Genomic DNA, 23,043 nt, shown 5'->3' with positions numbered 1-23,043 from the left:
AGGTAGCCTTATTCAATTGAACTCTCCCGTCGGAATTGGTGGTGCTGACCGCGGGCCCGGCTTCGCAGGTCGATCTCCCCGTCCAAGTCACACCGAATTTGCATTCCTCGTGCAGGAAGATACCGCCTGTGGCCCGATTGCTGCATGGCGAAGCGATTGCATATGCCGGCCCTTCCGGTTTCGAGGCCTCTTCGATGTATGACTACGACACGATCGTGATCGGCTCCGGCCCCTCTGGCCGGCGCGCTGCCGTCCAGTTCGCCAAGCTCGGTAAATCGGTGCTGGTGGTGGAGAAGGGCCGACGAGTCGGCGGCGTCTCGGTCCATACCGGCACCATTCCATCGAAGACGCTGCGCGAGACCGTGCTCAACCTGTCCGGCTGGCGCGAGCGCGGCTTCTACGGCCGTTCCTATCGGGTGAAACAGGACATCGATGCCCACGACCTGATCGTGCGGCTGCAGAAGACACTCGACCACGAGGTCGAGGTGCTGGAGCATCAGTTCAGCCGCAATGCCGTAAAGACGGCGATCGGCGAGGCACGTTTCACCGGACCGCACCAGATCGAGATCGCCAATGAGAAGAACGAGATCAAGAATGTCACCGCCGGCCATATCCTGATTGCCTGCGGCACCCGCCCGTTCCGGCCGGATTACGTGCCGTTCGACAACAAGACCGTGTTCGACAGCGACGAGATCATCGACCTGCCGAAACTGCCGCGCAGCCTCGCAGTCATCGGCGCCGGCGTGATCGGCGTCGAATATGCGACCATCTTCAGCGCGCTCGATGTCGCCGTCACCCTGATCGAACCGCGGCCGACCTTTCTCGACTTCATCGACAAGGAGCTGATCGACGAATTCATGCACGAGCTGCGCGACCGCAATGTCGCGCTACGGCTCGGCTCCAAGGTCAATGCGATCGAGCAGAACGCACATGGCCAGATCGTCACCCGGCTCGCTGACGGCCGCAACGTCACGTCCGAGATGTTACTGTTCGCCGCCGGCCGCGTCGGCGCGACCGACCGACTCAATCTCGATGCTGCCGGCATCGCCGTCGATCACCGCGGTCGCATTGCCGTCGATCCCGTAACGCTGCAGACCAGCGTGCCGCATATCTATGCGGCGGGCGATGTCATCGGCTTTCCTTCACTGGCCTCCACATCGATGGAGCAAGGCCGCGTTGCCGCCTGCCACGCGCTCGGGATGGAGCCGCTGGCGCCCCCGGAGTTCTTTCCCTACGGCATCTATTCGGTGCCGGAGATTTCCACGACCGGGCTCACCGAAGAGGAAGTCCGCCAGAAGGGTATTCCCTATGAAGTCGGCGTCGCGCGGTTTCGCGAGACCTCGCGGGGACATATCATGGGCCTGGATAGCGGCATGATGAAGATGATCTTCTCGACCAAGACCCGCCGCCTGCTCGGCGTGCATATCCTTGGCGAAGGCGCGACCGAGCTGATCCATATCGGCCAGGCCGTGCTCAACCTGAAAGGCACGATCGACTATTTCATCCAGAACACGTTCAACTATCCGACGCTGGCCGAGGCCTACAAGATCGCCGGGCTGGATGCATGGAACAGGATGACGGCGCGGTAGCGCAGAAGCGCCATGGCCACATGGATTCGTGGCCTGACGTCACGCGTGGCATGCCCAGGTCCTAGCCGCGCTTGCCACCAATCGAGATGAACGCCATGAGACACGGCTCCGGCAACGGGTTGCGCCAGCGATGGCGTGTTCCGTTCTGCACGACGCAGTCGCCCTGACGCAAATGGACTTTCTGTCCATCGTCCAATTCCAGCGTCATCTCGCCGCGAACCACGACTCCGTAATCGATCGTATCCGACGTGTGCATGCCTGGCGCATCGCGCTCGAAATGATCCCCCATGCCCGGGACCTTGTCCGACAACTCGCGCAGCCCGCTTTCCATTGTGACGCCGGGCGGCGGCTTCCAGCCTTCGGGCCGCTTGGGCGGATACGAAATCAGGCGAAACATCGTTCCGCCTGGGCCGGGAAAAGCACGCGTTCCCTTGAGCATCGGGTCCAGCTCCAGGCCGGTGAGCTGCGGCACGCCCTCGGTCATATAGAGTTCGTAGAATGTCAGGCCGGGATTGGCATCGATCTCCACGACCTTGGACGTGACATCGAAGGACTTGAACACCGACTTGCCGGCTTCATCGCGGCCGGTCACGACCCGCTTGGGCGGTGGCAGCTCGCTCGCATCTTTCGCATCCGAGCTTTGCGGCAGCACGGCCAAAGCGCCGCCACCGGCGATGGCCGACAGCGCCTGAAGTAACTGACGCCGATCGCTGCCTGCAAATCGTTCGGTACCCTGCGCGGCATCCAGAGACCCAGCATTCGAAGGCTTAGGCTTCTGACGTGATAACCACCGCCATGAGAACTTGCTCATCTGCATTCTCCATCGCGCTTTATCGTCAGCACATCGCTGTGCCGCGAGGCTGATCAGGCCGACATGACGTAGGGGATGCTGCCGATAATGGCGGCAAGCTGGAATGCGTTCGACAGCATGCCACCCCAATGCATCCGTCGGAGCCGGCGCACGGCCTCGGCATCACCGGCGTCTCGTGCGCTCATCTGACTATCCATCCGCCGCAAGAACCAGCCCCGCGCCCAGATCGCAAAAGCCGCGATCAAACCGATGCCGATGGTGAAAACCAGTCGACCCGCCAGTGCAAAGGCCGTTGTCGCGATGACACCGGCGATAGCGACCATCAGAAAATAAGAGCGGAACAGGCCCCGCAGCAGCTGTGTCACTTCCGGGATATCCAGCCTCACCAGCAGAAAGGCCGGTGACGACAGCAGAAAGAAGCCCATCGAGAAAATCAGAAGGACCATAGAGGCCAAGGCGACGGCATCGGGCGTCATGCAATTACCCTTCTATCTGTCCGGGCAACAACCTTTCCATCAACTTCCGATACCAATATCCCCGTCTGCTTCTTTAGCACTATTGGGCTTTGGTCGAATCTGGAGAGATATCTCTTCTCCAACAGAACAGCGCCTATCCGAAGGACCTCACACCGGCGAGCCCACCCACCCCCAACATCCGTTGCGATCAGTTCAGCTTGACGACTTCCACACGCCGGTTCTTGGCGCGGCCGTCATCCTGGTCATTCGATGCTGCAGGTGCGAGCATGCCGACACCGGCTGCGCGCAGGCGCTTGCCGTCTGCACGGAAGCTCGTAGTGAGCGCTCCGACCACCGACTCGGCGCGGCGGCGCGACAGATCGAGATTGTAGTCATAGGCGCCCTGATTATCGGTATGGCCAACGATCAGCACGGCGAGCTTCGGATCCGACGACAGCAGACCTGCAATCTCCTGCAGGGTCGGCGATGATTCCGGCTTCAGGTCGGCCTTGCCTGTATCGAAGAATATTCCGTAAAGGGCAACGCGGCCGGTAGAGCCGATGGTCTTCGCCATCTCGTCGGCCTTTACCACCACCATCTTCTGCTCACGCGGCTTCGGCTCGACGATATGCACGACGGCCACGGTGCGTTCGTTGAAGGCCTTGCAGTAGAGATCGTCCTTCACGAGATAAGTCTGCACGGTGACATAGGCTTCGCCGCCAGCTTGCGGGATCTTGGCAGCGAAGAAGCGCTGATCGTCGAGATGAGACGCCATGGCGCATTTGCCATTGGAGAAATCACCGTCTTTCAACTGCGCCTCAGTGACGAAATACATCAGCAGGCTCATATCGCCGCCGCCGCCCGCAGCCGAGCGCGTCGGATCGCCGCCGCAGTCATCGGTCTTGCAGCTATAGAGCACCTCGCCGCCGGCTGCCTTGACCACATCCTGATAGTTCCGCAGCACTTCGAGCGGCGAGCGGTTGGCCGGCAGCAGATAGGTGATGCGCGTGCGTGCGCCTTCCACTTCAAGCAGCTTGTTCGGCTTGTAGACCTGATTGTTCATCCGATCGCGATCGCTATCACTCGTCTTTTCGAGCTTCGACAGCGGGATGGTGAAGTCAGTGAAGGCGAGACGCTCATAGCTGATGATGAAGGAGCCGTCGTAACGCTTCAGCAGCGCACTATCCCGGGCACCGGGAATATCCTTGTTGGGAATCGTCGCATCGGCCTGTGCCGCACACGCACCGAACAGAACAAACAAGCCAACCGTCAGAATGCGTCCGAGCATGAGTCATGCGTCCCCGTTTCAGGAGCGCACACGATGACGATTTGGGACATGTAAACAAGCGGACTAAAGCGCAGCGAATGGCCGCGCAGCCATGTAGCCATGTCCGGTTTTCATTGAACCGGACGATGCTGCGCGGCGACCAATCTCGTTAAGTCCAAACGGGTTTTTGCCCCACGGACCGCGCGGACGCGACTGACCGCTGTTCCACGGGCCAGTTGCTTGAGGCGCGGATCGCGTCGATACCTGCGACTGAGCACCCATCTGCCCCGCAAGCTGCTGCAGCGCTGCGATTCGATTTTGCGTCGCCGGATGCGTGGTGAACAGATTGTCCATGGCACGCCCCGACAGCGGATTGATGATGAACATATGGGCGGTCGCCGGCGCACGCTCGGCATCCTCGTTGGGAATCTGATGCGCGGCGTTGTCGATCTTGGCCAGTGCCGAGGCAAGCCACATGGGCTGGCCGCAGATCCGCGCGCCCATCTCGTCGGCAGCATATTCGCGCGTCCGGCTGATCGCCATCTGCACCAGCATGGCGGCGAGCGGCGCCAGGATCATCAGCGCTATCTGGCCGATCATGCCCGGGCCATTATTGTTGCGGTTGCCGCCGAAGAACATGCCGAACTGCGCGATCATCGAGATCGCACCGGCGATGGTGGCGGTGATGGTCATCAGCAGCGTGTCGTGATGCTTGATATGCGCGAGCTCATGCGCCACCACGCCGGCGAGTTCCTCGCGCGTGAGCTGCTGCATCAGACCGGTGGTCACGGCAACGGCGGCGTTCTCCGGATTCCGGCCGGTCGCAAAGGCGTTCGGCTGCGGATTGTCCATGATGTAGATCTTGGGCATCGGCAGGCCGGCATTCTGGGCGAGTTCGCCGACCATGCGATACAAGTCCGGCGCGTTGCTGATATCGACCGGCTGGGCGCCGTGCATCGACAGCACCGCGCGGTCCGAATTCCAGTAGGCGAACATGTTCATGCCGGCGGCGACCACCAGTGCGATCATCGCACCCGACGCGCCGCCCATGAGATAGCCGACACCCATGAACAGGGCGGTCATGCCAGCCAGCAGAATCGCGGTTTTGAAGTAGCTCATTGGTCCTCCTGCCCGCCTGCGGAAAACGCTGCGGTGCAGGCATCAAATGGTGATCCGCCCGATCGTTCCGCAAGACGGCATTGTGCGGCAGCGCGTCGCGGCCATGCAGCGGACTGCATTGAATGCCGCGACATGTGGCCATAGGCTGCGCGCAACGAAAACATTAAAAAACATTACAAAGAGGAAACACTATGGCTCGCGTGAAGTTCGGCGCCTTTCTCGCACCGCATCATCCGATCGGCGAACATCCGATGCTGCAGTTCCGGCGGGACCTCGATCTCGTCGAGCAGCTCGATGCGCTCGGCTACGATGAATTCTGGTGCGGCGAGCATCATTCGTCGGGCTGGGAGATGATCGCCTCGCCGGAAATGTTCCTCGCCGCGGCAGGCGAACGTACCAAGCGCATTCGCCTGGGGACCGGTGTGATCTCGCTGCCCTATCATCATCCCTACAATGTCGCGCAGCGCATGGTGCAACTCGACCATATGACCGGCGGCCGCGCGATCTTCGGCTCCGGGCCGGGCGCGCTCGCCTCCGACGCGCATACGCTCGGCATCGACCCGATGACCCAGCGCGACCGCCAGGACGAAGCCATCGCCATTATCCGTCGGCTGTTCGACGGCGAACGCGTCACCGCGAAGAGCGACTGGTTCACCATGAACGACGCCGCGCTGCAGATCCTGCCGCTGCAGGAGGAGATGCCCTTCGTGGTGGCGTCGCAGATCTCGCCTTCGGGTATGACGCTGGCCGGCAAATACGGCATCGGCATCATCTCGCTCGGCTCGATGTCGACGCAGGGATTGATGGCGCTGCCGACGCAATGGGGCTTTGCGGAGGATGCCGCGAAGAAGCACGGCACCACGGTGGACCGCGCCAACTGGCGTGTGCTGCTGTCCTGGCATATCGCCGAGACCCGCGAACAGGCGGCGCGCGAGGCCGGCCCTGGCCTGATGCGCTGGCACAACGAATACAATGTTGGCACGCTGCAGCGGCCGGGCCTGCAGCCCTTCACCTCACCCGAGGACGCAGTGGAAAAGACGGCGGGCGGCGAGAATGCGGCCTCGACCATCGGCACGCCGGATGACCTCATCAAGACCATCAAGAACCTGATGCAGGTTTCCGGCGGTGTCGGTACCATCATCGGCTTTGTGCATGACTGGGCCAATCCCGAGAACACGAGGCGCAGCTGGGACATGGTGGCACGCTACGTGGTGCCGGAGATCAACGGCTACATCGCATCACTGCGCAAGTCGCAGCAATTCGTCATCGAGAACCGCGAGGTGTTCGAGCGCGCCGGACAGGCCGTGATGGCCAAGATCATGGCCAATGAGAAAGCAGCGGCGGCGCTGCCGCTGACGGGACCGGGACGCGTGGCGATCCCACTGGTGAATGCACCGGATCTGCAGAAGAAGAGCTAAGCCCGCTCGGCTCAGGCCTTTCCTCCGTCATTGCGAGGAGCGAAGCGACGCGGCAATCCAGCTCTTCACTTCGGCGAAGAAAGACTGGATTGCTTCGCTGCGCTCGCAATGACGGGGAGAAGCTGGCGGCCTACTTCCCGTAATAGTCCTGCACCGTTTCCCATGCTGCCGTCTGCAGCATCTTCGCAGTCGCTTCATCGAGACCTGCGAGATACAGATTGCCCACCGGCGAGCGGCCCGTCAGCGCGGTGAAGACCACGCAGGACGCAAGGTAGGTGCCTGCCATGCTCGGATGACGCCTGTCGGGCTGGTACAGATTGAGCTCGGGCTGCTTCGCGCGCACCCTCGCAAATGCCAGACCTGCCGGAATCACCAAGGCATTGTTGTCATTGCCGGCAACCGTATAGGCCTCGGCCAGTTGCTGCGTCATCTCCGGCTTGTCTTCATAGGCCCAGGACATGAAGAAGATCGGCTTCGCGCCATGGGCGCGGACGATGTCGGCATCCTTTTTCGCATATTCGGTAAAGACCGACTTCAGCTTGGGATGGATCGGGCACTGGCTGCAATCCATCATGATCGCAGCATCGAACAGCCGCTCCCGCTTGTTGAAGATGATGTTGTTATTATCGTCGAAGGAATAGGACGCGATGGCGTTGGGTCGGAAATAGCTCTCGACATCATGCCACTCGAATCCGGAGCCGCCGATGGTCACCGAGGTCGCCTGATAGCTCATCCTGTTGGCGGGATCGGCAGCTCGCACCATCCCCAGCACGTGGCTGTGCATGCTGTTATTGAAATAGAAGAAGCTGTTGCCGATGAAGATCTCGGTCTTCGGAAAATCCGGCCCCAGCGACGTGACCTTGGGTTTGGTCTGCGCTTGCACTGCAACGGACGCACTGGCCATGGCAGCAAGGGTCGCCACGGCGACAAGCAAGACTCGCAAAGTTCTGGACAATGGAATGTCTCCCGGTTCTTATTATGTGCCTATATACGTATCGATAGCACAAGGCGGTGCGGATTGCGCCGGCCTCGATCGCGGGAGGCAGACAGCGCCATGCCCCAGAACCTTGATCCCCACGAGCTCGATTCCCATAACCTCGATCCCCTGATCCTTGATCTCCTGGAATGGATCGCGCGCGAACCCAGATCCCATGCCGACGTGCTCGATGCGTGGCGGACGTCGTGCCCACGACTGACGGTGTGGGAAGACTGCATCGACCGTGGATTCGCCACGCGCATGCACATCGCCGGACATGGCTCCGTCGTTCAAGTGACGGCCGCAGGCTTGTCCTTTCTGCAACGGCATGGACGCGTCATGCCAAAGACGCCAGCCTCGATCAACGCAACTAGTCCAGCGGCATCGTAAGCTGCGCGCCTTCATCGGCCACAAACACCGCGATCAGCTCGGCCGGCTCCGTATTGCTCGCATTGGCCGAGACGAGATGCGTCGAGCCCGGCGGCTCGAAGAATGACTGCCCAACCTTGAAGGTTTCGACCGGCCCGCCGCCGAGCTGCGAGCGGATCTCTCCCTTGGTGATGTAGGCTGTCACCGTGCCGGAATGACGATGCGGCGCGCTGAAGCCGCCGGGTCCATAGGACACGCGCACAATGGTCACGCGCTTGCCCGGCACATTCGGCAGTGCATGCGACGTGATCAGTTCCACCGCATCGCCGGGATTGGCGCTGGAGCCAGCGTTGACGGCGCAAAGCGGCGCCAGAACAATCGACAAGGCGTCCATTGTCGCCGGAAGTGCTTTGCCAAGGGCAATCGCACACATCAGTCCTGCGGCAACGGCAACAGACACATAGCGGGCTTCAGGCAGCCGCGGCGCGATCGCATCGCATGTGATGGACATTCTTTGCTCCCTGCCCATCAGCCGTTGTCCTGGCCGAACGCCTTGCGCATCGCGACATAGCCCTGCTGCTGCTGGCTCCAGTTACGACCGCCGGTGACACCGCCATCGACCACCAGATCGTTGCCGTTGACGAAAGAGGATTCATCGCTGGCGAGGAACACCGCGGCATGGGCGATGTCGTCCGGCAGACCGGCGCGCGGGATCGGCTGTGCAGCCTTGAATGCCTCGCGCATCAGCGCCGGCGTCTGCTCGGCTGCTTCCACCGATAGTCCCAGCGCCTTGCCGAAGATTCCGGTCGCAATGGCGCCTGGCGAGATGCTGTTGACGCGCACGCCGCTCTCACCGAGCTCCATCGCCACGCATTTGGTCAGATGGATGACCGCGGCCTTGGCGGCGCCGTAGACCACCGAGGACGAGTAGCCGGCGAGCCGGCCGGCAATACTGCCATTGTTGATGATGCTGCCCGAGCCCTGCTTCTTCATATGCGGGGCGGCATGTTTCATGCCGAGCATGACGCTGCGTACGAGTGTCGCCATCGCCGCATCGAAACGATCGACGTCGAGGCCTTCGATACCACCGGTTTGCGCCGGACCGCCGGCATTGTTGAACAGGCAATCGATGCGGCCGAATTTCTCGACCGCGTGACCGATCAGTGCACCCATCTGCGCTTCATCGGTAACGTCGGTCTGACGGAAACTGCAATTTGCGCCGAGCTTCAAAGCAAGCGCATTGCCTTCCGGCGCACGACGCCCGGCAATCACAACTTTCGCACCCTGTGTGATGAAGATTTCCGCCGTACGGTATCCGATGCCGCTCGTTGCACCGGTGATGACTGCGACCTTGTTGTCGAGACGCCCCATATCGTTTCCCCATTTGTTTTTATGGTCAGCATTTGACGCCCCGAATCCGCGCCCGCGCAAGGCGTATTTTGAGTCAGCGCGACTCGCAGTCCACTGAATTTGCAGGCGAAGCGGCGAACTTTCCAAGCCACAACCGTCGGAGACTCCCGAGAATTACGATTAAGGAAGTTCTAAGACGCAACTGCGTATCGTGCAGCATTGTACCGCCATCCAAGCATGGCTCGCGATTGCTGGAGACCTTTTCCGTGAAGCTGCTCAATAACCTTCCGATTTCCGCCAAGCTCGGGCTTCTCGTCACCGTCACTCTGATCGGTCTCTGCCTCGCCGGCGTGCAGGCGACGCGTCTCGTCAGCGCCGAGATGCGCAGCTCTCGCATGGAGCAGGTTCTCGCCATCGTCGAAACGGCGCGTAACATGGCGCTCGGTCTGCAGAAGCAAGTGACAGCCGGCGAGTTGACGAAGGATGCCGCGATCCAGGAATTCGTCAAGCGCGCCCGCACGATGACTTATGACAAGGGCAACGGCTACGTCTTCTCCTATGACATGAACGGCATCGCGCTGGTGACGCCGGATCCGAAACAGTTCGGCACCAACCGGCTGGACGTCCCGACCAACGGCCGTGCGCTGACCCGCGAGTTGCGCGACGGCGTCGCCGCCAAGGGCGATGTCACGCTGTATTACGAATACATGAAGCCGGGCACGACCGAATTGATCCGCAAGTTCTCCTATGCGGTTGCCGTGCCCGACTGGAATCTGTTCGTCGGCACCGGCGCCTATCTCGACGATCTCGATGCGAAGCTGACGCCGATCATCTGGTCGCTGGCGACAGCGATCCTCGGTATCGCTGTTGTTGCCGGCCTGATCGCCTGGTTCATCGCCCGCAGCATCACAAGGCCGCTGAGCCAGCTCGGCACCCGCATGCGGGACCTCGCTGACGGCAAGCTGGAAGCCGAGATTCCCGGCGCCGACCGTCGCGACGAGATCGGCGCGATGGCCACGACGGTGCAGGTGTTCAAGGACAACGCGATCCGCATGCACGGCCTCGAGCAGGAAGAGGTCGCCGTCCAGCAGCGCGTCGCCGCCGAACGCAAGTCGGCGATGAACAGCCTTGCCGATGGCTTCGAGCAAAGCGTCAACGGCGTCGTGAAATCGGTTGCGACGTCCGCGGCCGGAATGCAGGCCACCGCATCGTCCATGACCAACACCGCAAGCGAAACCACCGATCGCGTCGCCAGCGTCAGCATGGCGTCCGAGAAGGCGCTGAACAACGTGCAGACCGTTGCCGCTGCAGCGGAAGAATTGACCGCGTCCGTCGAGGAAATCTCGCGGCAGGTCGCGCAATCGACCGAGATCGCGCGGCAGGCCGTCGGCGAGGCAGACCGAACCAACGCAACGGTTCAGCTCCTGTCCGGCGCAGCCGAGAAGATCGGCGTTGTGGTGCAGTTGATCGACACGATTGCAGCACAGACCAACCTCCTGGCGCTCAATGCCACCATCGAGGCCGCCCGTGCGGGCGAAGCGGGGCGCGGCTTCGCGGTTGTCGCCTCGGAAGTGAAGGCTTTGGCAACCCAGACAGCCAAGGCGACGGAGGAAATCTCGGCGCAGGTCGCCAGCATGCAATCGACGACCGGAGATGCCGTCTCGGCGATCGGCAATATCAGTGCGACCATCGAGAAGATGAGCGAGATTTCGATGGCGATCTCATCGGCCGTCGAGGAACAAGGCGCCGCGACCCGCGAAATCGCCCGGAATATTCAGGCGGCAGCGACCGGCTCCAGCGAAATCGCCACCAATATCGGCAGCGTCAACGCAGCAGCCTCCGCCACGGGACAAGCGGCCGGCCAGGTGCTCAGCGGCGCGCGCGAGCTCGACGGGCAGGCCAGCATGCTGCAATCGGCGGTGACGGACTTCCTGACCAAGGTTCGCGCGGCCTAAATCAGGCGACCGACTGAAGCTTCGATCAATATGGGCCGTTCCGCTTACAGCGCGGGGCGGCCCGATGTCTTTTTGGCATTGCTTGCCAGCGTGGTCAGAGCTGCTTCATCCGCAACGGGACGCTGCGTAGCCGCCAGCAGCGGCGCGTCGACATATTGCCGGATGCCGTTGTGATCCATCACGAAGAGCGGCCGGGTGTTCTTCATGTTGACGTCCTCGACCATCGCCATGCGACGGTTGTCGAGCATGAACCAGCGGCCATCGAGACGGGCGGCCGCAACAGCGTGGTCTTCCTGGCGCAGCGTATCGCGCAAGATCACAACGCGCAGATCCTCGGCCGCGACGCCGGCGGCACGTAACGCGGTGAACTTGGCGATGGCATAGTCCTCGCAATCGCCGGCACCAATGGCGAACAGTGCCAGCGGCGAGCGCCAGACATCCGTTGCGCCATAGAGCACAAGATCATCACCGGGCCGAACCGCCAGATTGATCGCGCGATTGACCTCACCCATGCGGGCGCGACCATCGCGAGCACTGGCATCACCGACGATATCCAAAAACTTCGCGGCCTCAGGCGAGCAGCGGACGGGTGTCTCGGCACAAAGCTCGACGGCAAGCTGCTCGTCGTCCTGCTCGCGTTCCACCCCGCGCCATTTGGCTTTGAGCTCACCTTCCGGCAGCGACGATGTGGCGAGGCCAAACGGCTCCGCAGGCCGTTCGACTGCGTCGATCGCCTGGTCAGGAAAGGCCGTTCCGGCCAGGAGATCAGCGGGTGCCGCGAAAATCGCCAGCCCCAAGGCCAGCACAGACGCGCAGCGCACCCGCGCAAAAGCAGAAGTCCACATCATAGACGCCCCGTCTGTCCGGGCATCGGCAAGCAGAGCTGCTCGCACGTGACCGGATCATTTGTGGGGCCATCTTGAGGCGGCTAATTTTCGAAGAGATTAAAAGGGGTTAGCCGGGTCAGCGAAGTTCGCGGACAGGCTGAAGGGGGGCTAACCGGCTTGACGACAATTTTATCGAAATGGCCGAAAGGCTAGTATGGGAGGGATTATATTACCTCACGCATTCGTTCCAGCGACGTCGATTTCCGGAACCGGGAACACAGCCTGAACTCGGAACATCGTTAACGAAAATTTACTATATGGATCAGTGGTATCCGGATGATTTCACAAAGCGGGCGATAGCTTGAAAAAGTGATGCGCAGACGTCCACTATCGCATTGCACCCCGCGGTGGTATGCATGGCTCGCAAATTAGCTAATTAATAACCATAACCATGCGCGGTAGAAATTGAACTACGCGGGTCCACTCGAATTTTCGCAATCTGGCGATGCTCCGGCCGAACCAACGGCTGGCGGCGGCAGTATTGGCCATACGTTTTCCGCTCATACGGCCGGTTCCGCGATTGTCGTGCAGGATGCCAACCTGCTGTTCTCCGGCGACTACAAGCGCTCCGGCGTCGATCTCGTGCTGTCCAAGGACGGGCACGAACACGTCGTCTCCGACTATTTCAAGGGTTCGCTGCGCGCAGCTCTGTCGTCGCCCGATGGCGCGCAGCTATCCGGCGATCTCGTCACTGCCCTTGTCGGCGAAGTGCAGGTCGCGCAACTCGGCGGCGGCGCCAATGCTGCCGCGCAAGTCATTGGTACTGTTAGCAAGCTAGCCGGCAGCGCGACTGCGATCCGCAATGGCGTCTCCGTGATGCTCAATGTCGGCGATCAGGTGCAGAAGGGCGACGTGGTCCAGGCTGGCGCAGACTCATCGCTGACCATGACTTTCATCGATGGCACCGTGTTTGGCCTCTCGGCCAATGCACGCATGGTGCTGAACGAGATGGTCTACGATCCCCAAGGATCGGCGAACTCATCCTTGCTCAGCCTCGTGCAGGGCACGATCACTTTCGTTGCCGGCGAAACTGCCAAGCATGGCAACATGCGCGTCGATACGCCGGTTGCCACGATGGGCATCCGCGGCACCGCCGTGCTGGTCGAAATCGGTTTCGAAGTGCCCGGACAGGGCGGCGCACCGCCGGTGAAATTCCAGGTTCTGGTCGAGCCCAACGGCGTGACCGGCTCTTATGTGCTGTATAGCAAGACCAGCGGCCAGGCGATCGGCACCGTCAATGCGGCCGGTCAGGTCACCAGCGTGCTCGGCAATGGCGATACATCCACAGGCATCGCCGATCCGCTGACGCCGATCGCACGGGCGATCATTGAGCAAACGCTGCAGACCTATTTCCCGAACTACGTTCCAAACGCCAATCCGCGCAGCGGACCCGGCGGCGGTTCATCTCCGGGCGATCCCAATTCCGGCACCAGTCCGGATCCCTTGAAATTCATTATTCCGGATCTTCTGCCGAACCAGCCCTACACCGTCCCGATCAAGCTGCAGGGCGACGGCTCCAACACGTCGCCGATCGACGTCACCTTCACGCGCTTCAACACCGCGCCGATCGTCACCGTCGCTCCGGTTGTCGTGATGCTGCCGGTCGACAAGACCAGCTTTGAAATCAAGGATCAGGTCCAGATCACCGATCCGGATAGCGGCGACGTTGCGACACCCTATGTGCCGGGCACAGCGCATATCATTTCGGCGAGCGGCCCGAGCGGCACACCCACATCGCTTGACCTCAAATCGCTGATCACCGTCGATCCGCAAACCGGCCATGTCAGTTACGACCCGGCAGCGTTCAAGTTCCTCGCGGCAGGGCAGAAGGCCGTCTACACCATCGGCTTCGATAGCCAGTCCGGGCCGGACACAACCCATGAGACGCTGACCTTCACGGTCGATGGCTCCAATGATGCGCCTGTCGTGCTGTCGGCACTGACCGCTGCAGCGAGCCAGGATGACGGCGCGCAGAGTTTCAACCTGCTAGCCGGCGCATCCGACGCCGATCTCGGCGAAACGGCGACATTGACTGTCGGCAACGTCAAGTTCGCGCTGAATGGCGGCACCGCACAACAGGCCGCACCGACCGGCGTGACACTGACCGGCACGACGCTGCATGTCGATCCGAGCGCCTTTGCCTATCTCGGCGAAGGCCAGACCGCGACCATCACTGTCACCTACAACGTTATCGACGCCCATGGGGCGAGCGTCGCGCAGACCGAGACGATTACGGTTACGGGCGTGAACGATCAGCCGACGATCGTATCGACGAACTTCACAGTGCCTCAGGGCGGAGAAGTCACGCTCGGCGCCACGAGCTTCACCATCAGTGACCCGGATGTCGGCTCAGACCTCACATTTACCGTCACCAATGTGAGCGGCGGCTATTTCGTCGTCGATCCGCCGCCTGGCCAGCTTCTTCGCTTCGCCGGATTCCGAGCGCTCTCCGAGAGCCAGGCGATCACCTTCACCATGGCCGACCTTCAGCACGGACGGGTTCACTTCATCAGCGACGGCAGAGGCCCGCCATCATTCGACCTCCAGGTCGATGACCGCAGTGGAGCTCCGAACAGCCAAAGCCCGACAGCGACTCAGACTGTCAAATTCTCGGACCTTGCCCCTGTCGTCGACAAGCCGCTCACGTCAGCGGCAAACGAGGGCGACTGTGCCGTCACGGTCGATCTCCTGACAGGCGTTAACGACCCGGATGGCGGAACGCTGTCGATCGACAACGTGCGCTATACGATCGGCAACGACGATTCATCAACAGATCTTCCGGCAGGGCTGTCGCTTAACGGCACGTCGTTGACCTACGATCCTGCAAATAAAGCATTCGATCATCTCGCTGCCGGCGAGAAGATGATTATCACCGTCAGTTACGACATCTTCGATGGCCAGGGCGGCAAGACCACGCAGACGGAAACCATCACCGTCACCGGCACCAATGACCGGCCGGCGATCAAATCCGCTTCGTTTGCCTTGAGCGAGGGTGGCACCACTGTTCTCTCCGCCACCAGCATCGGCATCGTCGACCCTGACAGTCACGACTTCTCCTTCACCGTCTCCCAGGTCCGGCACGGCAAGTTCCAGATTCAGACCGAGAGCGGCAACTGGTGCGACACCACCACATTCACCTCGGACGACCTCGACGCCGGTCATGTCCGATTCGTGCATGACGGCAGCGAGTCCGACGCGAGCTTCTCGATCCGGGCTAATGACGGCCAAAGCGAGCATAACCTCAGCGACACCTTCCGCGCCACTATCGAGATCGAGCACGTCAACGACGCTCCCAAGATGCTCGCGGCACCGCTGCTGATCGCCGAAGGCGCCACGGTCGTCCTGACCGGCCTGAACTTCCTTGTAAACGATCCCGACGACAACAGCTTCACCTTCACGGTCTCCGACGTCGAACACGGCGTGTTCAAGATCAAGCAGGGAAACAGCTGGGTCGAGACCGATCACTTCACCACCGCAGACCTGAAGGCCGGCCGGGTTATCTTCACGCATGATGGCGGCGAGATTCCGCCGTCATATACCGTCACGGCCGACGACAACCACACCGATACACCCAATCACCTGAGCAATCCGGTCGACAGCACCGTGGTCTTCATCCCGGTCAACGACGCGCCGAAGATCGTGAACGCTCACTTCAGCGTGGACCAGGGCGGCAGCGTCCTGCTTCACGCATCGAATTTCGGCGTCTGCGATCCAGACAGCAGCAGTTTCAAATTCACCGTCTCCAATGTGAAGGGCGGTCATTTTGAAACTTACAACTATAGCCACGGGCAGTGGTCGTGGACGACCGATACGAGCTTCACCACAGCGGAGCTGAATGCTGACCACGTCCGTTTTGTGCAGGACGGCAGCAACAAAACGCCGACTTTTTCGATCAAAGCTAATGACGGCTCGTTGTTCAACAGCACGAGCGATGCGTTCAGTGGCGGCAGCACACTAACGCATCCGGCGCCGATCGCAAATGAAGATCACATCCTCAACGCAGCGGTGCCCTCGCTTGGTGACGGCTGGCTACTGAACATCGATAACGGCCACTATTATCGATTAGTTACAACCGCATCGAGCTGGAGCGTCGCAAAAGCGACGGCTCAAGCGGACGGTGCTTATCTCGCAACGATTACAAGCCAATCCGAACAGGACTTTGTCGGGCCGCTTGCCACCGGCTATCGCGCCTGGCTCGGAGGCGTGAGCCATGACGATGCGAATGGCTCGGGACATTTTTTCTGGGCGACTGGCCCCGAGGCAGGCACGCCCTTGAACTATGCACACTGGGCTCCGCTCGAGCCGAATGGCGGTGGTGGCGCGAATACACAATACATTCACATCGAGGGCGTCACCGACTCCCAAAATCTTGGATGGAACGACGAACCGGGTTTTGATAACGGACGTGTCTTCATCGAGGAAGTAGGTGGATTGCCGGGACAGATCGCTTTCCGGGAAGACACCGGCACGACGCTGACGGCACAGCAGTTGCTGCAAAACGACACTGGCCTGAACCAGAGCTCGCTCTCTATAACCGCAGTGAGTACAACGAGCGTCCACGGCGGATCGGTGACGCTCGCCGACAATATTATCACCTATCATCCATCTGCGAACTACAATGGCGCCGACAGCTTCACATACACGCTGTTCGACGGCACGGCGACATCAACGGGTACCGTCAGCTTCGACGTTGCACCGGTCAATGACGCGCCGATGATCTCGACGGAAAACCTGTCTTTTTCGCAAAGCCAGTCCGGCCAGATCACACTGATTGGAATTTCGGTCGCAGATGCGGACTCTTCAAACGGGAATTTCACCGTCACCACCGCAACAGGCTGGGGCCATGCGACACCCGTCGGAGGCAACTCCGAGAGCTTTGCCGCCATCAATGCGAGTCTCGCACAAGGTGTCACCTATGCGCCCGGCAACTCTGCCCCCCCGACCACGGAGAAGGTGTCGGTTACGGTCACCGATAGCGATGGCGCATCAGACTCGGTGAATTTCATCGTTGCGTTGTCAGACTCGGCTTCGATTGTTCTCGAGGGAACCAGCGGCAAGGACGTCATTCTTGCGACTTATCTGAAGGACACGTTGACCGGAGGCGCTGGCAAGGATCAGTTTGTCTTCGCGAACAATCAGGGCCAGCATACGATCACGGATTTCAAGCCAGACGAAGACCGGATCGATCTCCACATGCCGAATGCGCCGACGACTGGCAGCACTCTGACGGCCTGGCTCGATGCGCACGCCACCCAGGTCGGTAACGATACGCTGATCCATCTCGATGCGCCCGACGCGTTGGTGCAGACCAACACGATTCTGCTTCAGGACGTGGTCAAAAGCCAGCTCACTGCAAACGACTTCATTCTGCATGCCTGATCCCGTGCGGAGGGATTTCGGCACTGGCCGACTGGTCCATTAACTGTCCCTAATGGACCACCTGCACAAATCGTTCCGATGATGGCATAATGGCCGTTAGATCAGGGCTCGGGTGGTATGCAGCACCTGACGACCATCGATCCATGCGATCCGCAAAGGTTTGACGATGCAGCGTGGCCTGTCACGAACCTCCAGCCTGCCGGCGCGGACCGAGCTCGGCGATGCCTTGCGGGCCTGCCGCGGCGCCTTTCTGGGCGTCGGGCTGATGAGCTGCATGATCAATATCCTGTATCTGACCGGCTCGTTCTTCATGCTCGAGGTCTATGACCGCGTGCTGCCGAGCCGCAGCGTGCCGACCCTCGTCGGTCTCATCATCCTGGCTGGCGGCCTCTATGTCGCCCAAGGCGTGCTCGACCTGCTGCGCGGGCGCATCCTGGTGCGGATCGGCAGTTCGCTCGACGAGGCGCTGAGCCCCCGCGTTTTCCAGACCGTGGTGCGACTGCCGCTACTATCCGGCGGGCACAACGAAGGCCTGCAGCCGCTGCGCGACCTCGACAACGTTCGCTCGTTCCTCTCCGGCATGGGACCGAGCGCGCTGTTCGACCTGCCCTGGCTGCCGCTCTATCTGGCGATCTGTTTTGCGTTTCATCCGATGATCGGCGTTACCGCGCTGGTCGGCGCAGTTCTGCTGGTGGGCCTGACGATCCTCACGGAAATCATGACCCGCGAACCAGCGCGCGAGGCCAACGGACTTGCCGCTCGTCGCAGCGGCATCGCTTCAGCTAGCCGGCGCAATGCCGAAGTCGTCGTCGCGATGGGCATGGCCGGACGTCTGACGCAACGCTGGCGCGAGGCCAACGAGACCTATCTGGCCGGCAACCAGCGCACCAGCGATGTGGCCGGCGGTCTCGGTGCCATCGCCAAGGTCATGCGCATGATCCTGCAATCGGCGGTGCTCGGCGTCGGTGCCTATCTCGTGATCAATCAGGAAGCCACCGCCGGCATCATCATCGCGGGCTCGATCCTCAGCGCCCGCGCGCTGGCGCCGGTCGATCTGGCGATCGCGCACTGGAAGGGTTTTGTCACCGCCCGGCAGAGCTGGCATCGGCTCAACGGGCTTCTATACGCCTTGCCGGATCAGGCGGCTGTTACTCAGCTGCAGAACCCGTCGCAGAAACTGACGATCGAAGGCGTCAGCATAGCACCGCCGGGTGAGCAGAAGATCACGGTCAGCGACATCACGTTTGCACTCGCGGCCGGCAACGGCCTCGGCATCATCGGACCGTCGGGCTCCGGCAAGTCATCGCTGCTGCGCGCACTGGTCGGCGTCTGGAAGCCGGTGCGCGGTCATGTCCGGCTCGATGCCGCGGCGCTCGACCAATGGGCGCCGGACGATCTCGGCCGCCATATCGGCTATTTGCCTCAGGATGTCGAACTGTTCGCAGGCTCCATTGCCGACAATATCTGCCGTTTTGATCCCGATGCGAAGGATGACGATATCATCACCGCGGCAAGGCAGGCCGGCGTCCATGACCTCATCGTCGGCATGCGCGAGGGCTATGATACGCAGGTCGGCGATCACGGCGGCGTTCTATCCGCCGGTCAGGCGCAACGCATCGCGTTGGCGCGCGCGCTGTATGGCGATCCGTTCCTGATCGTTCTGGACGAACCGAATTCCAATCTCGATACCGAAGGCGATGAAGCGCTGACCAAGGCCGTGCGCGCGGCCCGTACGCGCGGCGCCATCGTCATCGTGGTTGCACACCGGCCGATCGGCATCGAAGGCGTCGACATGCTGCTGGTGCTGAAGGATGGTCGCATGCAGGCCTTTGGGCCGAAGGAGACCGTGCTGGGTCAGGTGCTGCAGCGCCCGGCAGCACAGCCGATCAAGATCGTCGCCGACGGCGGAGTAGCCAAGCCATGACTGCGCCGCTGATAGGATCGCGCCGCTCGATCCGAATCCACCTCATTATCGGCCTCGTCGTTGTGCTCGTGCTCGCAGGCGGTTTGGGCGGCTGGGCATCGACCGCGCAGATCTCCGGCGCCCTGATCGCGCCCGGCTCAGTGGTGGTCGATTCCAACGTCAAGAAGGTGCAGCACCCGACCGGCGGCGTCGTCGGCGAAGTGCGCGCGCGTGACGGCGACGTGGTGAAAGCCGGCGATGTCGTCGTGCGTCTCGACGACACCGTCACCAAAGCCGGCCTCGCCATCGTCACCAAGAACCTCAACGGATTGTGGGCACGCGCGGCGCGGCTGGAAGCCGAACAGCGCGGCGTCGATCGTATTGCGTTTCCACCGCAGCTTATCGAGCAGATCGCAGATGACGACGTGAAGAATGTCATCGCCAGCGAAACGAAGCTGTTCAATGTGCGCTCGACCGGCCGCGTCGGCCAGAAGCAGCAGCTCCGCGAACGCATCGCGCAGCTCAACGAGGAGATCGCCGGCCTCACCGCGCAGGAGACTGCCAAGACGCGCGAAATCGCGCTCGTGGAAAAGGAATTGGTCGGCGTCCGCGGACTGTTCGATCAACAACTGGTGCAGATCTCGCGCCTGACCGTGCTGGAACGCGACGCCGCGCGCCTCGCCGGCGAGCGCGCGCAGTTCATCGCCGCCCGCGCTCAGGCCAAGGGCAAGATCACCGAGATCGAGCTGCAGATTTTCCAGATCGACAAGGACCTGGTCAGCGAAGTCTCCAAGGATCTGCGCGAGACCAATGACAAGATCGGCGAATTCGTCGAACGCAAGGTCACTGCGGAGGACCAGCTGCGGCGCATCGACATCCGCGCACCGCAGGACGGCATGGTGCTGCAATCCAGCGTGCACACGATCGGCGGCGTCATCACCGCGGGCGACGCCATTATGCTGATCGTGCCGCAGACCGACAATCTGTCAGTGGAAGCCCGGGTCAATCCACAGGACATCGACAAGCTGCAGATCGGCCAGAAGACGCTGCTGCGACTCTCTGCCTTCAACCAGCGCACCACGCCTGAGCTCAACGGCGCCGTCAGCCGCGTCTCGCCGGATACGACGACGGATCAGCGCACCGGGCAGAGCTATTACACGATCCGGATTTCGATGCCCGCATCGGAAGTCGCCAAGCTCGGCGATGTGCGCCTGATCCCCGGCATGCCCGTCGAAGCCTTCGTGCAGACCGGCGACCGCACCATGCTGTCCTATCTCGCCAAGCCGCTGAGCGATCAGTTGATGCGCGCCTTCCGCGAGAAATGACCCTGCACCCATGAAGCGCATGCGGCGAGTGAGACGGCTGGCGCAGCGGTTCGGTTGGGCACGTGCGTTCTGTGTCGTATTACTGCTTGGCCTCGCATTGCTGCGCATCGCTGACCCACCCGCCATCGAGGAGTTACGGCTGCGAGTCTTCGATACCTATCAGGTGATCCAGCCGCGGGTGAAGACGGCGAAGCCCGTTACCATCGTGGATATCGACGAGAAGAGCCTCGCAAAATATGGCCAGTGGCCGTGGCCGCGCACGCGTATCGCCGAACTTGTCACCAGGTTGAACCAGCTCGGCGCCGTCGTGACCGGCTTCGACATCGTATTCCCCGAACCGGACCGGCTGAATCCTGCGCTGGCGGTGGAGAGTTTTACAGGGCTCGATGAGGAGACGCGCATCCGGCTGAAAGCATTACCCAGCAACGATCAGGTGCTGGCAGATGCCATCCGGCGCGGGCGCGTGGTGCTTGGCGAGTCCGGCCTGCCCTATGTCGTTTCGGAACTCGACAAGTCTCTGCCCCTGACGGGATTGGCCATGCTCGGCGGCGATCCGCAGCCATTCATGTTGGCGTTTCCCGGACTGATCCGGAATATCGATCTGCTGGAAAAGGCAGCCATGGGACGCGGCCTGTTCACCATCAGTCAGGAGCGCGACGGTCTCGTGCGCCGCGTGCCCGTGATGATGCAGGCGCAAGGCATAGTCATGCCGTCGCTGAGCTTCGAGATGCTGCGCGCCATCACCGGCACCGACACGATCCTGATCAAATCCGACCGCGCCGGCATCAAGAGCATTGCGGTCAAGGGTCTGGAGATTCCCACCGACAGCGAAGGACGGATCTGGGTGCATTTCGCCAAGCGCGATCCCAGTATCTATGTGTCGGCGTCCGACGTGCTCGATGGCACGGTGCAACCCGGCATGATCGCACGGCATCTGGTGCTGATTGGCACCTCGGCGGTCGGCTTGCTCGACACCAAAACGACACCGCTCGACGCGGTGATTCCCGGCGTCGAGGTTCATGCGCAGGTGCTGGAGAGCGCGCTCACGAAGACCGTGCTGTCGCAACCCGCCTATACGCGTGGCGCCGAACTATGCATTGCGATCATTCTCGGCATCATCGTGATCTGGCTCGCCCCGATGTTCGGGCCCGTCACCCTCATCATCATGGGCGCTGTGTTTGCGGCGCTGCTCGCCGGTACATCCTGGTACTTCTACACGCAGCATCGCCTGCTGATCGACTTCACCTATCCGCTCCTTTCGACGACGCTGATCTATCTCACGCTCATCTTCAGCAATTTCGTACGTGAGCAGGCGCAGCGCCGCCGCATCCGCTCGGCCTTCAGCCAATATCTGTCGCCGGCGCTGGTGGCTCAACTCGCGCAGTCGCCGGAGAAACTGGTGCTCGGCGGCGAGGAACGCGAGATGACCATTATGTTCTCGGACGTACGCGGCTTCACTACGATCTCGGAATCCTACAAGCACGATCCGCATGGCCTGACCACGCTGATGAACCGCTTCCTGACGCCGCTGACCAATGCAATCCTCGATCGCAAGGGCACCATCGACAAATATATGGGCGACGCCATCATGGCGTTCTGGAATGCACCGCTCGACGACGATCAGCACCAGATCAATGCCTGCCACGCCGCGCTCGACATGCTGGATCGCATCGACGCGCTGAACAGACTGCGCCAGACCGAGGCCGAGAACGGCGGCCACGTCTATATCCCGATCAATGTCGGCATCGGCCTCAATACCGGCATCTGCGTCGTCGGCAATATGGGATCGGATCTGCGCTTCGACTATTCGGTGCTCGGCGACAGCGTCAATCTGGCTTCGCGTCTCGAAGGCCAGTCAAAGGAATACGGCTTTCCGATCATCGTCGGCTCGAAGACCGCGCTCGCCGTCAAGGACAAGTTCGCCATTCTCGAACTCGACTTCATCATGGTGAAGGGCAAGAAAGAACCGGAAGTGATCTACGCCATCGCCGGACGTGAGGACGTGACGCATTCGGAGCGCTTCCAGACGCTGCGCAACCTGACCATCGAAATGCTGGCTTGCTATCGTAGTCGCGACTGGGACGGCGCACTGTACGCCGTCGAGCGCGGCCGCAATTCCGATGTCGCGAATGCGCTCGAGAAGCTCTACGATCTCTATGAGAAGCGCATCCGCGCCTATCAGGAGACCCCGCCACCAGCGGACTGGAACGGCTCGTTTGCATTGCTGACGAAGTAATCCC

At 61.4% G+C, this 23,043-nt stretch carries 17 protein-coding genes; 8 read left to right on the top strand and 9 right to left on the bottom strand.

From position 1 onward, the window contains the following. The first annotated feature begins 194 nt into the window (after nt 1-194). Nucleotides 195-1,589, top strand: a complete 1,395-nt coding sequence (gene sthA / locus CHC01_RS06860; RefSeq protein WP_089263704.1) for a Si-specific NAD(P)(+) transhydrogenase — start codon at nt 195-197, stop codon at nt 1,587-1,589. Between the two features lie 61 nt (nt 1,590-1,650). Here the strand turns inward: sthA and CHC01_RS06855 are convergent, their stop codons facing one another. The 4 genes from CHC01_RS06855 to htpX form a co-directional block, all read right to left on the bottom strand. Then, a complete protein-coding gene (locus CHC01_RS06855; RefSeq protein ID WP_141137051.1) occupies nt 1,651-2,400 on the bottom strand; it encodes a cupin domain-containing protein in 750 nt (249 codons plus the stop codon). Nucleotides 2,401-2,453: 53 nt separating this feature from the next. Further along, on the bottom strand, nt 2,454-2,876 hold the full coding sequence (locus tag CHC01_RS06850; protein ID WP_089263479.1) for a hypothetical protein: 423 nt from the start codon (nt 2,874-2,876) through the stop codon (nt 2,454-2,456). A 187-nt stretch (nt 2,877-3,063) separates the two neighbouring features. Beyond that, nucleotides 3,064-4,143: a DUF4892 domain-containing protein gene (locus tag CHC01_RS06845; protein ID WP_089263478.1), complete on the bottom strand. Its 1,080-nt coding sequence runs from the start codon at nt 4,141-4,143 to the stop codon at nt 3,064-3,066. A gap of 63 nt (nt 4,144-4,206) precedes the next feature. Beyond that, the gene (gene htpX / locus CHC01_RS06840; protein ID WP_089263477.1) at nt 4,207-5,241 is read right to left on the bottom strand and encodes a zinc metalloprotease HtpX; all 1,035 of its coding nucleotides are present in this window, start codon (nt 5,239-5,241) and stop codon (nt 4,207-4,209) included. A gap of 191 nt (nt 5,242-5,432) precedes the next feature. Here htpX and CHC01_RS06835 point away from each other — a divergent pair, with 191 nt between their 5' ends. Further along, entirely contained in the window at nt 5,433-6,659 is a 1,227-nt protein-coding gene (locus CHC01_RS06835) for an LLM class flavin-dependent oxidoreductase (protein ID WP_089263476.1), read from the top strand. Between the two features lie 130 nt (nt 6,660-6,789). On the opposite strand, the gene CHC01_RS06830 is transcribed toward CHC01_RS06835, so the two are convergent. Next, nucleotides 6,790-7,563, bottom strand: a complete 774-nt coding sequence (locus tag CHC01_RS06830) for an SGNH/GDSL hydrolase family protein (RefSeq protein ID WP_089263702.1) — start codon at nt 7,561-7,563, stop codon at nt 6,790-6,792. Nucleotides 7,564-7,713: 150 nt separating this feature from the next. On the opposite strand from CHC01_RS06830, the gene CHC01_RS32955 reads away from it, so the two are divergent. Then, nucleotides 7,714-8,025 (top strand): hypothetical protein, encoded by a 312-nt coding sequence (locus CHC01_RS32955; protein ID WP_089263475.1) that lies wholly within the window; start codon nt 7,714-7,716, stop codon nt 8,023-8,025. On the opposite strand, the gene CHC01_RS06820 is transcribed toward CHC01_RS32955, so the two are convergent. Beyond that, entirely contained in the window at nt 8,006-8,515 is a 510-nt protein-coding gene (locus CHC01_RS06820; RefSeq protein ID WP_089263474.1) for a cupin domain-containing protein, read from the bottom strand. The genes CHC01_RS32955 and CHC01_RS06820 overlap by 20 nt on opposite strands. 17 nt (nt 8,516-8,532) lie before the next feature. Continuing rightward, the gene (locus tag CHC01_RS06815; protein WP_089263473.1) at nt 8,533-9,375 is read right to left on the bottom strand and encodes an SDR family NAD(P)-dependent oxidoreductase; all 843 of its coding nucleotides are present in this window, start codon (nt 9,373-9,375) and stop codon (nt 8,533-8,535) included. Between the two features lie 245 nt (nt 9,376-9,620). Between CHC01_RS06815 and CHC01_RS06810 the strand changes: the two genes are divergently transcribed. Next, nucleotides 9,621-11,309 (top strand): methyl-accepting chemotaxis protein, encoded by a 1,689-nt coding sequence (locus tag CHC01_RS06810; RefSeq protein WP_089263701.1) that lies wholly within the window; start codon nt 9,621-9,623, stop codon nt 11,307-11,309. A 44-nt stretch (nt 11,310-11,353) separates the two neighbouring features. On the opposite strand, the gene CHC01_RS06805 is transcribed toward CHC01_RS06810, so the two are convergent. Further along, nucleotides 11,354-12,154, bottom strand: a complete 801-nt coding sequence (locus tag CHC01_RS06805; protein WP_089263700.1) for a transglutaminase-like cysteine peptidase — start codon at nt 12,152-12,154, stop codon at nt 11,354-11,356. Nucleotides 12,155-12,601: 447 nt separating this feature from the next. On the opposite strand from CHC01_RS06805, the gene CHC01_RS06800 reads away from it, so the two are divergent. After that, nucleotides 12,602-17,575: a cadherin-like domain-containing protein gene (locus CHC01_RS06800; RefSeq protein WP_089263472.1), complete on the top strand. Its 4,974-nt coding sequence runs from the start codon at nt 12,602-12,604 to the stop codon at nt 17,573-17,575. A 96-nt stretch (nt 17,576-17,671) separates the two neighbouring features. Here CHC01_RS06800 and CHC01_RS32950 read toward each other — a convergent pair whose 3' ends face one another. Further along, on the bottom strand, nt 17,672-17,851 hold the full coding sequence (locus tag CHC01_RS32950) for a hypothetical protein (RefSeq protein ID WP_244558261.1): 180 nt from the start codon (nt 17,849-17,851) through the stop codon (nt 17,672-17,674). Between CHC01_RS32950 and CHC01_RS06795 the strand changes: the two genes are divergently transcribed. Genes CHC01_RS06795 through CHC01_RS06785 form a run of 3 tightly spaced genes read left to right on the top strand, consistent with a single transcriptional unit; the run spans nt 17,841 to nt 23,039 of the window. Next, complete coding sequence (locus tag CHC01_RS06795) at nt 17,841-19,499, top strand: type I secretion system permease/ATPase (RefSeq protein ID WP_244558257.1); 1,659 nt, start codon at nt 17,841-17,843, stop codon at nt 19,497-19,499. The genes CHC01_RS32950 and CHC01_RS06795 overlap by 11 nt on opposite strands. Next, the gene (locus CHC01_RS06790; protein ID WP_089263470.1) at nt 19,496-20,803 is read left to right on the top strand and encodes an HlyD family type I secretion periplasmic adaptor subunit; all 1,308 of its coding nucleotides are present in this window, start codon (nt 19,496-19,498) and stop codon (nt 20,801-20,803) included. Before CHC01_RS06795 ends, CHC01_RS06790 begins: the two co-directional genes overlap by 4 nt. A gap of 10 nt (nt 20,804-20,813) precedes the next feature. Further along, entirely contained in the window at nt 20,814-23,039 is a 2,226-nt protein-coding gene (locus CHC01_RS06785) for a CHASE2 domain-containing protein (RefSeq protein ID WP_089263469.1), read from the top strand. The last annotated feature ends 4 nt before the right edge of the window (nt 23,040-23,043 follow it).

Source organism: Tardiphaga sp. OK246, assembly GCF_900188215.1.
Taxonomy (GTDB): Bacteria; Pseudomonadota; Alphaproteobacteria; order Rhizobiales; family Xanthobacteraceae; genus Tardiphaga; species Tardiphaga robiniae.
Note: the sequence above shows the minus strand (reverse complement) of the source record. Positions and strands in the feature narration are given on the sequence as shown.

Excerpts from the sequence above, each read along its gene's own strand:
- sthA (WP_089263704.1), top strand. The coding sequence starts at position 195 with ATGTATGACTACGACACGATCGTGATCGGCTCCGGCCCCTCTGGCCGG.
- CHC01_RS06855 (WP_141137051.1), bottom strand. The coding sequence starts at position 2,400 with ATGAGCAAGTTCTCATGGCGGTGGTTATCACGTCAGAAGCCTAAGCCT.
- CHC01_RS06850 (WP_089263479.1), bottom strand. The coding sequence starts at position 2,876 with ATGACGCCCGATGCCGTCGCCTTGGCCTCTATGGTCCTTCTGATTTTC.
- CHC01_RS06845 (WP_089263478.1), bottom strand. The coding sequence starts at position 4,143 with ATGCTCGGACGCATTCTGACGGTTGGCTTGTTTGTTCTGTTCGGTGCG.
- htpX (WP_089263477.1), bottom strand. The coding sequence starts at position 5,241 with ATGAGCTACTTCAAAACCGCGATTCTGCTGGCTGGCATGACCGCCCTG.
- CHC01_RS06835 (WP_089263476.1), top strand. The coding sequence starts at position 5,433 with ATGGCTCGCGTGAAGTTCGGCGCCTTTCTCGCACCGCATCATCCGATC.
- CHC01_RS06830 (WP_089263702.1), bottom strand. The coding sequence starts at position 7,563 with ATGGCCAGTGCGTCCGTTGCAGTGCAAGCGCAGACCAAACCCAAGGTC.
- CHC01_RS32955 (WP_089263475.1), top strand. The coding sequence starts at position 7,714 with ATGCCCCAGAACCTTGATCCCCACGAGCTCGATTCCCATAACCTCGAT.
- CHC01_RS06820 (WP_089263474.1), bottom strand. The coding sequence starts at position 8,515 with ATGTCCATCACATGCGATGCGATCGCGCCGCGGCTGCCTGAAGCCCGC.
- CHC01_RS06815 (WP_089263473.1), bottom strand. The coding sequence starts at position 9,375 with ATGGGGCGTCTCGACAACAAGGTCGCAGTCATCACCGGTGCAACGAGC.
- CHC01_RS06805 (WP_089263700.1), bottom strand. The coding sequence starts at position 12,154 with ATGTGGACTTCTGCTTTTGCGCGGGTGCGCTGCGCGTCTGTGCTGGCC.
- CHC01_RS06795 (WP_244558257.1), top strand. The coding sequence starts at position 17,841 with ATGAGCTGCATGATCAATATCCTGTATCTGACCGGCTCGTTCTTCATG.
- CHC01_RS32950 (WP_244558261.1), bottom strand. The coding sequence starts at position 17,851 with ATGCAGCTCATCAGCCCGACGCCCAGAAAGGCGCCGCGGCAGGCCCGC.
- CHC01_RS06790 (WP_089263470.1), top strand. The coding sequence starts at position 19,496 with ATGACTGCGCCGCTGATAGGATCGCGCCGCTCGATCCGAATCCACCTC.
- CHC01_RS06785 (WP_089263469.1), top strand. The coding sequence starts at position 20,814 with ATGAAGCGCATGCGGCGAGTGAGACGGCTGGCGCAGCGGTTCGGTTGG.